General features: G+C 63.6%; 12 protein-coding genes. 6 read left to right on the top strand and 6 right to left on the bottom strand.

The annotated features are described in order from the left end of the window. Positions 1–53: 53 nt before the first annotated feature. From NYR54_RS03330 to NYR54_RS03315, 4 genes are all read right to left on the bottom strand, one after another. Positions 54–848, bottom strand: a complete 795-nt coding sequence (locus tag NYR54_RS03330; protein WP_261514035.1) for a TIGR02186 family protein — start codon at positions 846–848, stop codon at positions 54–56. A gap of 2 nt (positions 849–850) precedes the next feature. After that, the gene (locus tag NYR54_RS03325; RefSeq protein ID WP_261514034.1) at positions 851–1768 is read right to left on the bottom strand and encodes a sulfite exporter TauE/SafE family protein; all 918 of its coding nucleotides are present in this window, start codon (positions 1766–1768) and stop codon (positions 851–853) included. Positions 1769–1930: 162 nt separating this feature from the next. Beyond that, on the bottom strand, positions 1931–5470 hold the full coding sequence (locus NYR54_RS03320) for a peptidoglycan-binding protein (RefSeq protein WP_261514033.1): 3540 nt from the start codon (positions 5468–5470) through the stop codon (positions 1931–1933). A 236-nt stretch (positions 5471–5706) separates the two neighbouring features. Next, positions 5707–7449: a long-chain-fatty-acid--CoA ligase gene (locus NYR54_RS03315; RefSeq protein ID WP_261514032.1), complete on the bottom strand. Its 1743-nt coding sequence runs from the start codon at positions 7447–7449 to the stop codon at positions 5707–5709. 58 nt (positions 7450–7507) lie between these two features. Here NYR54_RS03315 and NYR54_RS19255 point away from each other — a divergent pair, with 58 nt between their 5' ends. Further along, on the top strand, positions 7508–7816 hold the full coding sequence (locus NYR54_RS19255; protein WP_261514031.1) for a hypothetical protein: 309 nt from the start codon (positions 7508–7510) through the stop codon (positions 7814–7816). A gap of 125 nt (positions 7817–7941) precedes the next feature. Here NYR54_RS19255 and NYR54_RS03305 read toward each other — a convergent pair whose 3' ends face one another. Next, positions 7942–8493: a DUF924 family protein gene (locus tag NYR54_RS03305; protein WP_261514030.1), complete on the bottom strand. Its 552-nt coding sequence runs from the start codon at positions 8491–8493 to the stop codon at positions 7942–7944. A gap of 199 nt (positions 8494–8692) precedes the next feature. On the opposite strand from NYR54_RS03305, the gene NYR54_RS03300 reads away from it, so the two are divergent. From NYR54_RS03300 to NYR54_RS03280, 5 genes are all read left to right on the top strand, one after another. Beyond that, complete coding sequence (locus tag NYR54_RS03300; protein ID WP_261514029.1) at positions 8693–10288, top strand: ABC transporter substrate-binding protein; 1596 nt, start codon at positions 8693–8695, stop codon at positions 10286–10288. Between the two features lie 116 nt (positions 10289–10404). Next, entirely contained in the window at positions 10405–11409 is a 1005-nt protein-coding gene (locus NYR54_RS03295) for an ABC transporter permease subunit (RefSeq protein ID WP_261514028.1), read from the top strand. A gap of 83 nt (positions 11410–11492) precedes the next feature. Next, positions 11493–12347, top strand: coding sequence for an ABC transporter permease subunit (locus tag NYR54_RS03290; protein ID WP_261514077.1), 855 nt, complete (start codon positions 11493–11495; stop codon positions 12345–12347). A gap of 4 nt (positions 12348–12351) precedes the next feature. Further along, positions 12352–13206, top strand: coding sequence for an ABC transporter ATP-binding protein (locus NYR54_RS03285; RefSeq protein WP_261514027.1), 855 nt, complete (start codon positions 12352–12354; stop codon positions 13204–13206). Next, entirely contained in the window at positions 13203–14033 is an 831-nt protein-coding gene (locus NYR54_RS03280; RefSeq protein ID WP_261514026.1) for a dipeptide ABC transporter ATP-binding protein, read from the top strand. Before NYR54_RS03285 ends, NYR54_RS03280 begins: the two co-directional genes overlap by 4 nt. A 102-nt stretch (positions 14034–14135) precedes the next feature. Here the strand turns inward: NYR54_RS03280 and NYR54_RS03275 are convergent, their stop codons facing one another. Then, positions 14136–15095: an alpha/beta hydrolase gene (locus tag NYR54_RS03275; RefSeq protein ID WP_261514024.1), complete on the bottom strand. Its 960-nt coding sequence runs from the start codon at positions 15093–15095 to the stop codon at positions 14136–14138. Between the last annotated feature and the right edge of the window lie 2 nt (positions 15096–15097).

Here is a 15097-nt window from a genome sequence, read left to right as displayed (position 1 = left end):
CGCTTCGCGGCTTCCGGGATGACGAGGGTGTGGCATGCACCATGCAGCGTGCGTCAGTCCCTGCGGAAGACAAGGCGGCCGAGCCAGCCCGTCAGCATTGCCAGGAGCACCGATAGCACGCCGTAGATCAGGCTCTCCTGATGCGCGAATTCGTAGATGCGCTGCTCGACGCCCGCCTTGCGGATGTTGAGCGCTGCCGACGTCTCCTTCACGAAGATGCCGTTGCGGAAGAGGAAGGCGCGAGCCCGGTGGGTTCCAACCGGCACGTTCGGCGCCAGATGCAGCGTGGCGCGGAACAGGCTGCGCGATAAAAACTGCACGCCACCCACCAGTTCCGAATAAAGCTCGCTGGACTGCATGCGTTCGCGCAGGGCTGCCGTGAACTCCTCGATGGACGCGGGATTTCCGTCCGTATCCATCGGCCGCAGGTGAATGTTCTGCGCCCTGAGCGCCAGCCTTTCGTAGCTTTCCGAGTGGGTAATGTCCTGCGGTGGCCGGGTCATGGCGACCGAGTAGGAGGCGGGGACATCCTGGAACGCCATCGAATCCGTGTTGATCCACATTCCCAGAACCCGCGTCTTCTTGCGCACAACAACGGTGCGCCGAGGCCCCTCCAGAACAACGATCACGTCATAGCCGCCCTGGCGGCTGATCAGCGGATCGGCATTGTCGAGCGCGCCGAAGATCGTGAGATTCGCGCCGGCGAAGTCGGAGGTAATGTAAATGGTGTCGGTCGAAAGGCCGATCTCGATGCTTTCCGGCGTGGAATCCGTAAGCTGTGCGGTCGCCCGCTCCGTGAAGGAGAGCATCGCAAGCAGGAGAAGGGGCGCGACGCGAGCCTGGCGCATAGTCAGACGCCTCCTATGACGAGCGAGTAGACGCTCGCCGGCCGCACGAAAAGGTCATAGGCAAGCCTGAGCGCGACAGCCAATACGAGAAGCGCCAGAAGCGCGCGCAACTGCTCGCCGCGCAATTTCTGGCCGACGCGTGCGCCATATTGGGCGCCGGCCACGCCGCCGACCATCAGGAGGAAAGCAAGCACCACATCGACGGTCTGATTGGCGGTGGAATGCACGATCGTGGTGAAGGCCGCGACGAAGATGATCTGAAACAGCGAGGTGCCGACCACCACATTGGTTGGCACCCTGAGCAGATAGATGAGCGCGGGCACCATGATGAAGCCGCCGCCCACGCCCATGATGGAGGCCAGAAAGCCGATCATGGCGCCAATCCCCAGCACGGGAATGACGCTGACGAACAGCTTCGAGGTGCGGAATCGCATCTTCAGCGGCAGGCGGTGGATCCAGTTGTGCTGGCCGGGGCGCGCCGTGGCGGGCTGGCCGCTGCGCGCCCGCCGGATGGCACGTACGCTTTCCACCAGCATCAGGCCGCCAACCGCGCCCAGGAACACCACGTAGAGCAGCGAAACGATGAGATCGAGCTGGCCTAGCCGGCGCAGAAAGGCAAAGACGTAGATGCCGGCGGAGGAGCCGACGACGCCGCCAGCCAGAAGCATAAGACCGAGCTTCACGTCCAGCGATCCGCGCCGGAAGTGGGCTAGAGCGCCGGAAAAGGAAGAGGCTATGACCTGGTTGGCGCCCGTTGCGACCGCGATCGCGGGCGGCACGTTGTAAAAGATGAGCAGCGGCGTGATGAGAAAGCCGCCGCCGACGCCGAACATGCCCGACAGAAAGCCGACCGCTCCCCCCATGGCGAGCAGGACCACCATGTTGACGGATATTTCCGCGATGGGAAGATAGATACCCACCCGCCGACACCAGCTTAATTTGTGCACCGGCGTACGGGGAACGTCGCACGCCTCAACCGATGGTTCCGTTCTTTGCGCCGACAATGCGGCGAAGTCAAACGCGCCGAGCGGAAAACTTTGAAAATGCGCGGGAAATGCCGCTCGACAGGGTAAACGGCGCTACTACCCGGTGCTTTCGTTCTTCTTGAGAAGCGCGCGCACGAGCGCATCATCGATTTCGCCTGTCTCCGGCAGGCCGTTGGCCTTCTGGAACGCACGAATCGCCGCCCGGGTTCTATCGCCCAACACCCCATCGGCCGGTCCCGCATCAAACCCGTTCTTGTTCAGGATAAGCTGGACGTTGGTGATCGCCTTGCGCATGTCCACGCTGCCGGTGGTAATCGAGGCATCGCTCGTCCACTCGGCCGGAATGTCGACCATATTGGCCTCGGGCACCGGCTGGCGCGCCTCCCACGCCCTCGCCCGGTCCTGCGCCTTGACGAGCTCGGTCGGCGCCATGGCCGCTGCGATCTCGTCGCGTTTTGCAGCCGCGTCCGCATCGCCGGTTCTGGCGACGATGTCGAACCACATATAGGCTTCGCCGAGGTCGCGCGGCACGCCCGCGCCCTTGGCCGAGAGAATGCCTAGGTTGAACTGGCTGTCGGCGACCCCAAGCTCCGCCGCCCGGCGGAACCAGCGCGCGGCGGTTTCATGGTCGGCGGTTCCGTCCGCGCCCATGGCATAGAGCACGCCAAGATTGTGCATAGCGCTGGCGTTCCCCTGCTCCGCGGCAAGCTGATACCACATCTTGGCCTTGGCGATGTCCCGCTCGACGCCCGTGCCTTTTTCGTAGAAATTGCCGATGCGGTACTGCGCTGGCGCAAGCCCCTGCTCGGCGGCGAGTTCGTACCATCGGGCGGCCTTAGCCAGATCCGGTTCCACGCCGCGCCCTTCCGCATAGCGGCGTCCGATTTCAAAGAGCGCTTCCGGATCGCCTTCAGCCGCCGCTTCGCGCAGGGCGTCCGGCTCTATTTCCGCAGGAATCTCCGGTATCTGAAGCGTGGCCGGACCGGCGGGGTCATCAATATCTGCGTCCGGCAGAGCATCGGCGGAAAGAGCCGACGTCGTTATCTCAGAGGGCGGCAGCGCCTCGGCAGTTTGGGCGTTTTCGTCCGCATCCGGCAGGATTTCCACAGGAGCCTCCGCCTCGGCGGTGGTGTCGGCACCTGGATCCTCCTGGGCTTGGCTGCCGGCGATCCTCGCCGGAGAACCGGCCTCCGCCGCGGGCGCCTCTGCGGCAACTTCGCCTGCCGCGGGTTCGGCGCCCGCCATGGGTTCAGCTGCGATATTTTCCCCATCGACGGGAGCGCCGGACTGAACCGGTTCCGCCACAAGCGCGGGCTCCGGGTCCTGAAGCAGCGTCCGCGCGAATAGCAGGCTGCCGATGATCACAATGCCTGCGGCAACCGTCGCGAGAAGCTTTTTCCTGTTCCGGCCAAGCAGCCCGCCCCGCCCCGATTTGCGGGGCTTGCCCGCAGGATTTTCGCGGCGGTCCCGCAGGGCGCTCGCTTCCGCCGCCGCAGCCTGCGCGGCGCGGCGTGCGGCGGCGATGAAATCCGCCCTCGCCGCCTCCTCTTCCCGGCTGTGTGCCTCCTGCGTGTCGCGCACCCGGCGCATGATGGCGTTGAGGTCGGGCGCTCCCGAGCCGGGTTCCAGCGGCTCGTTAAGACGTCCGGGCTCGATTGCCGGTTCGGTCTCTTCATCTGCCGAAAGCATGGGCTCCTCGCGCTCACCCAGCTCGACTTCCTCGCGCCGCCGGCCGGAAAAAGCGCGTGAGAACTGGCTCAGCATGGACCGCCCGGCCGGCTCATTATCCGGGATTTCGTCCTTCAGAGCGGCTTCCGCCGCCGCAGCAGCAGCCTCCGCCGGCGTCCGCCGCCGCCGCGATTCCTGCGCGTCGCCGCCGAACCCAGTAATCTCGGTCTCAAGGGGCGGCGTGTGATCGAGACTGATCTTGCCGGGTGTTTCCTCGATACCGGCTTCCAGCGCGCCAAGACGGTCAACGATCTTGAGCAACGTGTCGTGGATGGCTTCGAAGGTCTTAGTGTTGCGCTCGTCGGCCTTGCGTGTAAGGGCGTGGAGCTTTTCGATCTCCTCTCTCAGCAGCCCGTCATCGCCCGCATTTGAGGCTGCCGCAGCGAACCGCTCCGCCGCCTCGGCAGCCGCCTGCCGGGCCGCTTCAAGGATCGCGTTGTGGCTTTCGCTGATCGAGCGCTCGATGCTGTCGAGCCTAGGGCCGAGATCGTGCAACCCGGCCGGTTCGCGCTCGGGCTGTGCGAGCTGGGCGGAGAGGTTGGCAAGCTGGATTTCGAGATTTCTAAACAGCTCCGGATCGACGACAGGGCTGGCGGAAGCCGCATCGTCGAGCCGGCCGGTAATGTCCTCAAGTCGGGCCTCCAGCGCGCGCAAGGCGCTTGCGCCGTCTGGCGAGTCGAAACGCCCGGCGATTTCCTCCAGCCGCCGCTCCAGATCGTGGAAGAGGCTGCGCCCCTCCTGGATGGCGTCCTCCTGACGCCGCTCCACAAGTTCTGCCAGATGGGCGAATCGGTCTTCAAGACCGCGGAAGAGATGGTCTGTATCCGGTGCCGCCGGAACGGTGTCGAGCCGTTCGGAAATGCGCGCGATGTGCGCGGCAAACCGCTCCACCACCTGCTCGGGAATTTCGATGCGCCGGGCGATCTCGTCCACCCGCTCCGAGAGCGCATTGAGGCGTTCCACGATCAGGCCGCCGGGGCGGTCCTGCACCACCTCGTCTATCTGGCTGGAGAGGGAACTGATGCGCGCCTCGATCCGCTCCAGCGCCGAAATATCGAAGCTGGGTGAATGCGCCATTGCCGCGGATGCGGTAATGGCGCGCGAAATCTCGTCCAGCCGTTCCTCCACCATCGCGTAGAGATCGGGCCTGCTCTGCTGTCCGGCGAGCTGGTCGATCGACCCGGCCAAGGCGCGAATCCGCTCCTCCAGAGAGCGGAGCGAAAGCGACTGGGGCAGGTTATCGACGGCGGCGCTGATCTCCTCCAGGCGCGCGGCCAGCCGTTCCACCATCGGGTCGGGCCGCGAAAGCCGGTCCTCCAGAGCGTCCCAGCGCCGATCAAGCGCGCGCACCGTCTCCTCTCGCGCGAGCTTTGCCAGGGAGAGCTTGAGCTGTTCCAGTTCCAGACGCAGCAGCTTGATACTCCTGTCGTCGCTGCGCTCTGCCAGCCGCGAAACGGCATCGGAAAGGCGGTCCAGCTCCTGCTTCAGACCGTCGGCCGCAGGCGAGTGCGGAACGGCGGCGGTGAGCCTGTTCATCTCCTCGCGCAGGGCGGCGAATTCCTGGCGGATTCCCGCGTTCACAGCCCCGTGCATGCCTTCTGGGTCTACGGCCGTTCTGTCCGGTCCGTATCCGCGGAGTGGAGGCGTCTCGGCCCTCCGTCTAGACCATCCGGTCTCGCCGCTTGCTGCCCGATGCGAGTATCCGCGCATTCCGGCGCGGTCTGAAAGGCGCTCCATGCGCTGGGCAATATCGTCTTCGACTGAGGAACCGCGCTCCCGCCCTTCCAGCGCGCGCTCCAGTCGATGCTGAAGCTGGTCGAGCGTACGGTTGATCTCTTCAAGGGCGTTGCCGGACCTGCGCTGCCGCCCCGCGTTCAGGTTCTCCAGATACGACCGCTTGGTGTTCATCGACTTGCCCGCTTCTGAAGCGGCTACTGGCCGCCGCCCCTGGAATGCACGCGAAATTTTCGGGACCGCGCGATTCTTTCCCCCGCCGGAAAGCCGGATGGCATTCCGATGGGTGGAGTTTCGCCAAACGTGGTAAACAAGCAGTTAACTCTTGCTAGCGGCCGAATGATCTCCGTGCAGGAGCTGCAAAAACCCGCCCGAGGCGGAAGCGCCCCGGAGGCCGGAGAGCACGCACGCTATCTCAGCTCGCGCCGGACGATCTTTCCGACATTGGACTTCGGCAGTTCGCTGCGGAATTCGACATGCCGGGGCCGCTTGTACCCGGTCAGCCGCTCCCGGCAGAAATTCAGGAGGTCCTGCTCGGCAAGCGAAGGGTCCTTCTTCACCACGAAGATCTTGGGGACCTCGCCTGAATGCTCGTCAGGCACGCCAATGGCGGCCACTTCGAGAACGCCGGGGTGCTCGGCCACCACCTCCTCGATCTCGTTCGGATAGACGTTGAAGCCGGAAACCAAGATCATGTCCTTCTTGCGGTCGACGATGCGGATGTAGCCGCTTTCGTCCATGACGCCCATGTCGCCCGACTTCAGGAAACCGTCCGGCGTGAATGCCTCTTTGGTTTCCTCCGGCTTGTTCCAGTAACCTGCCATAACTTGCGGGCCGCGGATGCAGATCTCGCCCACCTTGCCGGGCTTGAGATCACGGCCGTTTTCGTCGCGGATGGCGATCTCGGTCGAAGGCAGCGGCAGCCCTATCGTCCCGGTGAACTCCGTAATGTCGAAGCGGTTGGCTGCCGCCACCGGCGAGGTTTCCGAAAGGCCGTAGCCCTCGCAAATCGTACGCCCCGTAACCTCCTTCCAGCGTTCTGCCACCGAGCGCTGCACCGCCATGCCGCCGCCCAGTGTCAGATTGAGACTTTTGAAAGAGAGCTTGCGGAACTGCTCGTTGTTCAGCAGCGCGTTGAACAGGGTATTGACCCCGGGGAGGACGTTGAAATCGTATTTGCCGAGCTCCTTTACCAGGCCCGGAATGTCCTTGGGATTGACGATCAGCACATTCTCAGCGCCGAGTTTGATGCCCATCAGCGCGTTCACCGTCAGCGCATAGATATGGCAGAGGGGCAGCGCACAGATATAGACCGGGCGCTGCGGCCGCGGCTGGTTGAGATAGGCCGTTTGCAGCCAGAGCTCGTTCTGCATCACATTGGCAAGAACGTTGCGGTGAAGCAGAATCGCGCCTTTGGCCACACCCGTGGTGCCCCCGGTATATTGCAGAAAAGCCACGTCATCGAGCGTCACCTCGGGAGGCGAGAAGCGCGCCGCCGCGCCCTGGCGGATCGCCTGCCGGAACGGCACGTGGCCCGGCAGGCTCCAAGCCGGCACCAGCTTCTTCATGCGGCGCACGGCGAAATTCACCAGATGGCCCTTAAGCCCCATCATGTCGCCCAAGGTTGCCACGACCACATGCCTGACGGGGGTTTCCTTGATCACGGTCTGGAGTGTCCTGGCAAAATTCTCCAGGATCACGATGGCCTCCGCGCCGGAATCGACAAGCTGGTGCTGGAGCTCTCGCGCCGTATAGAGAGCGTTGATGTTGACGATGACGTAGCCCGCGCGTAGCGCCGCCATGATGACAACCGGGTACTGGAGCACGTTGGGCATCATGATGGCGAGGCGCGCGCCCTTCTTCAGCCCCAGCGACTGAAGATACGCGGCGAAGTCGCGGGATGCTTTTTCGAGCTCCGCGAATGTCAGGGAAACGCCCATCGAGGTGAAGGCGCGCCGGTCTGCGAAGTTGCGACAGGATTCAAGCAGCAGATCGGCAAGCGAGCTGTGCCGGAAGGGCTCTATCTCCGCAGGTATCTCTTTCGGGTAGCTTTTGAGCCACAGCTTTTCGGCAGCACTGCCACGCCGCCTCGACGGGGCCGGCTTCGCGGCGGCCGTCGCGCGCTTGGTGCCTGCGGCCTTTGCGCTCGTCATGGCGATTGATGTCTTGCGGGCTGCCTTGCTGCCGGTGCTCTTGGTTGCAGCGTCTTGCGTGGCGGAGCTTTTCTTCGACGCGCTCTTGCCCCTGGCGGCCCCCGCCTTCGCCGCCGTCCTGGCGGTGGTTTTGGCTGCGGCTGCGGCCTTACGCGCGCTGGTCTTGGAAGCTGCTGTTTCGGAAGAGGCTGCCTTTTTCGCGCTCCTTTTGCCGTTGCTCGCGGACTTGACCCTAGCCGCCTCTACCTCTTCCGCGCTGGTTTTCGCTGGGGCCTCCTTCGGAGGCTTGGCGGAGCCCTTACTGGCCTTGCGCACCGTTCCAGCCTTTTCCCTTACCCTCTCCTTGCTGCTTGCCTTGGCCAATTGATCCTCCCATGAAAGCGCGCCGGGCCGCATTCCGCTCCGCTTGGTCAGCGTCTCCGCAACGAACTCCCTCCATACGGCGGCATGCCGAATCTATGGTGATACCATCCGCCAGGGCAAGGCCCGGCGCTATTGTCCGAACCCCTTGTGCTCCTGGAGGAAGACCTCCTCCTCCGGCGTGCTTTGGCGGCCGAGCGCGCGGTTGCGGTGGGGGAAGCGTCCGAAGCGTGCAATGATATCCCGATGCTCGATGGCATAGCGCAGCGCATTCTCCTGTCCGAGCGCCTTGAACAGCATTACCGCATGCTCCTGATCCGCCAGAATTTCCGAATGCTGGAAAGGCATGTAGAGGAACAGCCTTTCGGCCGGGGTGAGATGCTCGTCGACCTTGTTCTCGATCGCCTGGCGGGCCAGGCGGATCGCCAGATCATCGGTGGCGAACGCCTTTGCGGTGCCGCGATACATGTTGCGGGGGAACTGATCCAGGACGATCGCGGCGGCAAGCGCGCCGCGCGGCGAGGCAACCACCTCGTGCGGAAGGTCGGAAGCGAGCTTGTCATGCAGCGCGCCGAAACGCTGGCGGATCGTCTCGTCGAGTTCCGGCGAGCTCTCGAACCACCGTTCCGGCCCCACCTCCTCGAACCAGAATGACAACACCTCATCGATCCAGTTTTCCGCCATGGGCGCCTCCGTTGCGTTGTACGTTCAGATTCCACTGTGCGCGGCGGCGCGTCGCACGTCCACCGCCATACGCTCACGGCGCGCGAATCTGTTACATGGACGCGCGCCGGGAGTTCCCTCTCAGGAAGAACTTTGCTTATATGCGGCCTTCAACGAGCTCGTGGGAACGGCTCGACAATAATATTCAGGGAGAAACCCGATGAAAACGACACTGACATGCGCGGCTGCCTTGCTGGCTGCCACCGCAATCTGCAGCACGGCAAGTGCGAAAACCTTCGTTTATTGCTCGGAAGGTTCGCCGGAAGGCTTTGACCCCGGTCTCTATACGGCCGGCACCACCTTCGACGCGGCCGCGCATACGGTCTACAACCGTCTCCTCGAGTTCAAGCCGGGCACGACGGAGACCGTTCCGGGCCTCGCGGAAAGCTGGGAGATTTCCGACGACGGCCTGCAGTACACCTTCCACCTGCGGCCCGGCGTCAAGTTCCAGACCACGGACTTCTTCACGCCCACGCGGGATCTCAACGCCGATGACGTGATCTTCTCCTTCGAGCGTCAGTGGCAGAAGGATCATCCCTGGCATCAGTACGTGGCCGGCGCGAACTGGGAATATTTCAACGGCATGGGTTTCCCTACCCTGATAGAGTCCATCGAGAAGGTGGATGACATGACCGTGCGCTTCACGCTGAAGCGCCCGGAAGCGCCGTTCCTCGCCAACGTGGCGATGCCGTTCGCTTCGATCATGTCAAAAGAATATGCCGACAAGCTCGAGGCCGACGGCAACATGCAGATGCTGAACCAGCAGCCTCTGGGAACCGGCCCGTTCGAGTTTGTCGCCTATCAGACCGACGCCGTCATCCGCTACCGCGCGCATGAGGATTACTGGAACGGCAAGCAGAAGATCGACGATCTGGTCTTCGCCATCACGCCCGATGCCTCCGTGCGCTACCAAAAGCTCCAGGCCGGCGAGTGCCACCTGATGCCCTATCCGAACGCGGCGGACGTGGAGTCCATGAAGGCGGACCCCAACCTGAAGGTTATGGAGCAGGAAGGCCTGAACGTCGCCTATCTGGGCTACAACACCCAGCAGGAGCCGTTCGACGATCCGAAGGTCCGCAAGGCGCTCAACATGGCGATCAACAAGGAGGCCATTGTCGAGGCCGTGTTCCAAGGCCAGGCGACCCCTGCCAAGAACCCGATCCCGCCGACGATGTGGTCCTATAATGACGACATCGAGGACGATCCCTACGATCCCGAGCAGGCGAAGAAGATGCTCGAGGAAGCCGGCGTGACCAACCTTTCCATGAAGGTCTGGGCAATGCCCGTCTCCCGGCCCTACATGCTGAACGCGCGGCGCGCGGCCGAGCTCATCCAGGCCGACTTCGCCAAGGTGGGCGTCAATGTCGAGATCGTCTCCTATGAGTGGGCGGAATATCTCGAGCGCTCCAAGGCAGTGGACCGTGACGGCGCGGTGATCCTCGGCTGGACGGGCGACAACGGCGATCCGGACAACTTCCTCCACACCCTGCTCGGCTGTGACGCCGTGGGTGGCAACAACCGTGCCCAGTGGTGCAACGAGGAGTTCGAAGACCTTGTGAACCGCGCCAAGCAGACCACCGATCAGGAGGAGCGCACGCAGCTCTACCGGCAGGCGCAGGAAGTCTTCAAGCGTGAAGCGCCGTGGGCCACCCTTGTGCACTCGGTGTCGGTCGTGCCGATGCGCAAGGAAGTCGAGGGCTTCGTCCAGAGCCCGCTCGGCGACTTCGCCTTCGAGGGCGTCGACCTCGTCGAATAACCTGATGGTCCGAATAGAAAAGGAGGCGCGCCGGGCAACCGGCGCGTCTTGTTTTGCATTGAAATCAGGGCGGTGGTAGACGCCAAGGTCGTCAGCCGCCGGAGATCGATCTCGTTATGCTTCGATTCATCCTGGGACGGCTTGCCGTCCTGATACCGACTTTCCTGGGCGTGTCCATCATCGCCTTCACCTTCATCCGCATTCTGCCGGGAGACCCGGTGATGCTGATGTCGGGCGAACGCGTCATGTCGGAAGAGCGATATCTGGAACTGACCCACCAGCTTGGCTTCGACCGGCCGCTATGGGTGCAGTATCTGGACTTCCTGGGCGGTGTGCTTACCGGCGATCTCGGCAATTCCATCGTCACGCGCCGGCCCGTTCTCAGCGAGTTTTTCTCGCTCTTCCCCGCCACGCTCGAGCTTTCGCTCTGCGCGATCCTCATCGCCGTCCTTCTCGGCGTGCCGCTCGGGATTGTCGCTGCGATCCGGCGCGGTTCATGGCTCGACCAATCGATCATGGGCTTTGCGCTCGTCGGCTATTCCATGCCCATCTTCTGGTGGGGGCTCCTGCTCATCATCCTGTTTTCCGGTGTGCTCGGCTGGACGCCCGTTTCAGGCCGCATTTCGCTTCTCTATTTCTTCCCGCCGGTTACCGGATTCATGCTGATCGACAGCCTATTGTCGGGGCAGGAAGGTGCCTTCCGGTCCGCCGTATCGCATCTCGTCCTGCCGTCGATCGTGCTGGCCACCATTCCGCTCGCCGTCATCGCGCGGCAGACGCGCTCGGCCATGCTGGAGGTGCTGGGCGAGGACTATGTGCGCACGGCCCGGGCCAAGGGCCTGCCGCCGCGCTGCGTGATCGGCCTGCACGCGCTGCGCAACGCCCTCATCCCGGTGATCACCACTATCGGGCTTCAGGTGGGCGTGCTCATGGCGGGCGCTATTCTCACCGAGACCATCTTCTCCTGGCCGGGCATCGGCAAGTGGATGGTCGACAGCGTGTTCAGGCGTGACTACGCCGTTGTGCAAGGCGGGCTGCTGCTCATCGCCGGCATCATCATGCTCGTGAACCTGATCGTGGACGTACTCTACGGTCTGGTGAACCCAAGGATCAGGCATTAGCCATGGCCACCACCAACGTCAAAGACCCAAATGCCGCGACCGGCCTGGAAGGCAGGCCGACCGTCGCAGCAACGCGCAGGGCGATGCTGGCCGAGTTCTGGTACTATTTCCGCCAGAACCGCGGCGCCGTGATGGGCCTCGTCGTGTTCCTGCTCATCGTTCTGGTCGCGATTTTTGCGCCGTTGATTGCGCCGCACGACCCCGCCATGCAGGTGCGCGGCTCCTTTCTCGTGCCGCCGGTCTGGGAGGCGGGCGGAAGCTGGGAATTCATCCTGGGTACCGATGCGGTCGGCCGGGATATCCTTTCCCGCATCCTCTATGGAGCGCGGTTTTCGCTCTTCATCGGCCTTGTGGTGGTCGCGCTCGCGGTCACGGTTGGGGTGATCGTCGGCCTGATCGCCGGCTATTTCCGTGGTGCCGTGGATACCATCATCATGCGGCTTATGGACATCATCCTGGCCTTCCCGTCGCTGCTTTTGGCTCTGGTGCTGGTGGCGGTACTGGGTCCGGGCCTGACGAACGCGATGATCGCCATCGCGCTGGTGCTGCAGCCTCACTTCGTGCGGCTGACGCGCGCCGCGGTCATGGCGGAAAAGGGCCGGGACTATGTGACCGCCGCAAAAGTGGCGGGCGCCAGCGATCTGCGTCTTATGTTTAAGACCATCCTGCCCAACTGCACCGCGCCCCTGATCGTGCAGGCGACACTGTCGTTCTCGAATGCAATTCTGGACGCGGCCGCGCTCGGCTTCCTCGGCATGGGTGCGCAGCCGCCGACGCCGGAATGGGGCACGATGCTGGCGGAGGCCCGTGAGTTCATCCTGCGCGCTTGGTGGGTCGTCACCTTCCCCGGATTGGCCATTCTCATCACCGTGCTCGCCATCAACCTCATGGGCGATGGCCTGCGCGATGCGCTGGACCCGAAGCTGAAGAGGTCTTGAGACCATGGCCCTGCTTGAGATCAAGAACCTCACGGTCGAATTCGACACCGCCGCCGGCAAGCTGCGCGCCGTCGATGGCGTTTCACTTTCCGTGGACAAGGGTGAGGTGCTCGCCATCGTCGGCGAGTCCGGCTCCGGCAAATCCGTCTCGATGCTCGCCGTCATGGGGCTCCTGCCGTGGACGGCGACGGTGACGGCAGACTACATCCGCTTCGAGGGGCGGGACATTCTCAACATCTCGCCCGCCGAGCGGCGGCGGATCATCGGCAACGACATCTCGATGATCTTCCAGGAGCCGATCGCCAGCCTCAATCCCTGCTTCACCGTCGGCTTCCAGATCGAGGAAACGCTGCGCCGGCACACCAATCTCGACCGGGCGGCGCGGCGTCGGCGCATGGTGGAGCTCATGCAGGCCGTGGGCATTCCCGAGCCGGAAGAGCGTTTGCGCTCCTTCCCCCATCAGATGTCGGGCGGCCAGTGCCAGCGCGTGATGATCGCCATCGCGCTTGCCTGCAATCCGAAGCTTCTGATCGCCGACGAGCCGACGACGGCGCTCGACGTGACGATCCAGAAGCAGATCCTCGACCTGTTGCTCAGGCTGCAGACGGAAACCGGAATGGGCATGATCCTGATCACCCACGACATGGGCGTGGTGGCGGAGACGGCCGACCGCGTGGTCGTGCAATACAAGGGGCGCAAGATGGAGGAAGCCGACGTGCTCTCCCTCTTCGAGGCGCCGAAGCATCCCTATACGAAGGCGCTGCTTTCGGCCCTTCCGGAAAATGCGGTTGGCGACCGGCTGCCCACCGTGACCGACTTCGCGCTTGAAGAGGCGCCCTATACGGGAGGCCAGCCATGAGCCGCATAGTGCTGGAAACGCGCGACATCCGGCGCGATTACGTGGTGGGGGGCGGGCTTTTCCGCAAGGCCCGCACGGTCCACGCCGTAAAGGGCGTGAGCCTGAAGCTCGAAAAGGGCAAGACGCTCGCCATCGTCGGCGAGAGCGGCTGCGGAAAGTCCACGCTTGCGCGCATGATCACCATGATCGACGCCCCCACCGGGGGCGAGCTTTTCATCGACGGCGAAAAGGTGGACATCGCGCGTCAGAAGCTCACGCCAGAGCTGCGCCGCAAGGTGCAGATCGTGTTCCAGAACCCCTATGGCTCGCTCAATCCGCGGCAGAAGATCGGCGACGTGTTGATGGAGCCGCTGATCATAAACGCGAAGCTTCCGGCCTCGGAGCGGCGCGATCGCGCCATGGAAATGCTGAAGAAGGTCGGGCTTGGGCCCGAGCACTTCAACCGCTATCCGCACATGTTCTCCGGCGGACAGCGCCAGCGCATCGCCATCGCACGGGCGCTCATGCTCAACCCGCAGCTTCTGGTGCTTGACGAGCCGGTTTCCGCTCTCGATCTTTCCGTGCAGGCGCAGGTCCTCAACCTGCTTGCCGACCTACAGGACGAATTCGGCCTCACCTACGTCTTCATCAGCCACGACCTTTCAGTCGTCCGTTATATCGCGGACGAGGTGATGGTGATGTATTTCGGCGAGGCGGTGGAATATGGCACGCGCGACGAGGTCTTCTCAAGCCCAAAGCACGATTACACGAAGACGCTGTTCGCCGCCACGCCGCGCGCGGATGTGGAAAGCATTCGCAGGAGGCTGGCCCGGAGGCGCGCCGCCTAGCGCAGTTTCCGGGAAAAGCGGTTTCCGGTTTTCCGCCCGGAATTGGGCAAAACAATAACTTGGATCCTTTTTGTGTTTCCGGAAACACGAAAAGGATCCAGATCAGTTCTCCATCACGGCCGGCAACACATCCGGGTCCTGCTGCGCGGCGGCATGCTCCACGCCGCCGCCTGCGATGCTGACAAGGAAGCTCGAGACGGCTTCCAGCGCCCCGCGTCGGGCCATGTTGACGTGGTTCGCCTCCGGCAGGATCTCCAGCTTGGCAACACCCTGGCTGAGCGCGGCCAGCGCCTTGGCGAAATCGGGCGGCGTGATGCGGTCCTGCTCCCCAGCAAGAAGCAGGATGGGCGCATCGATGTTGCTTATGCGCGAACGGGTATCGAAGCGGCTGCGCACGAGCCAGATGGGCACCGATGGCGCCTGTTGGCGCACCGCATCGGGGAAGGAGGTGAAGGGCGCCTCCAGTATCAGCGCCCGCGGCCTGGTTGCCGTTGCAACGTAGCTCGCGATGCCCGTGCCCATCGAATAGCCGTAAAGCACGATGCCATCCGGCGCGAGCCCCTCATGGGTGAGCTTGGTTAGTAGCGCTGTTCCGTCACGGTAAAGCAGGTGCTCGCTCGGATAGCCCGGATTGCCGCCATAGCCGCGATAGCCCGCAAGGGTGAGGCCATAGCCCTGCTCGGCCAGATGGAACAGATGCGCGGGCCGACGGATCAAATCCTCAAGCCGCCCGGGAAAATAGACGATGACCGGCTTGCCCTCGGCCGGACGATGGTACCAGGAGCGCAGCGTCAGACCATCATGCGTTTTGATATCCAGCGGCTTGAGCTCGATGTCGCTGTTGATCTCCAACAGGTTGAAGACCAGCCGTTCGCGGTAAAGGATGAATTCCGGAATGGTGCGCACCGCCACCACCAGGCCCACCGTAAGCAAGGCAAGCAGAGCCGCCACGGAACGGACCGCGGTTTTGCGGGACACAGGGAACAGGCGGCGGCGCTCCGGCACCGCGGGTACAGTCTCCTGTTTTTTCAACGGCTTCAGCCCCTCGCTGCGAAACAGCATCC

This window comes from Chelativorans petroleitrophicus, assembly GCF_025398195.1.
Lineage (GTDB): Bacteria > Pseudomonadota > Alphaproteobacteria > Rhizobiales > Rhizobiaceae > Chelativorans > Chelativorans petroleitrophicus.
The sequence above is the reverse complement of the archived record's forward strand: the minus strand, read 5'-3'. Positions and strand labels throughout refer to the sequence as shown.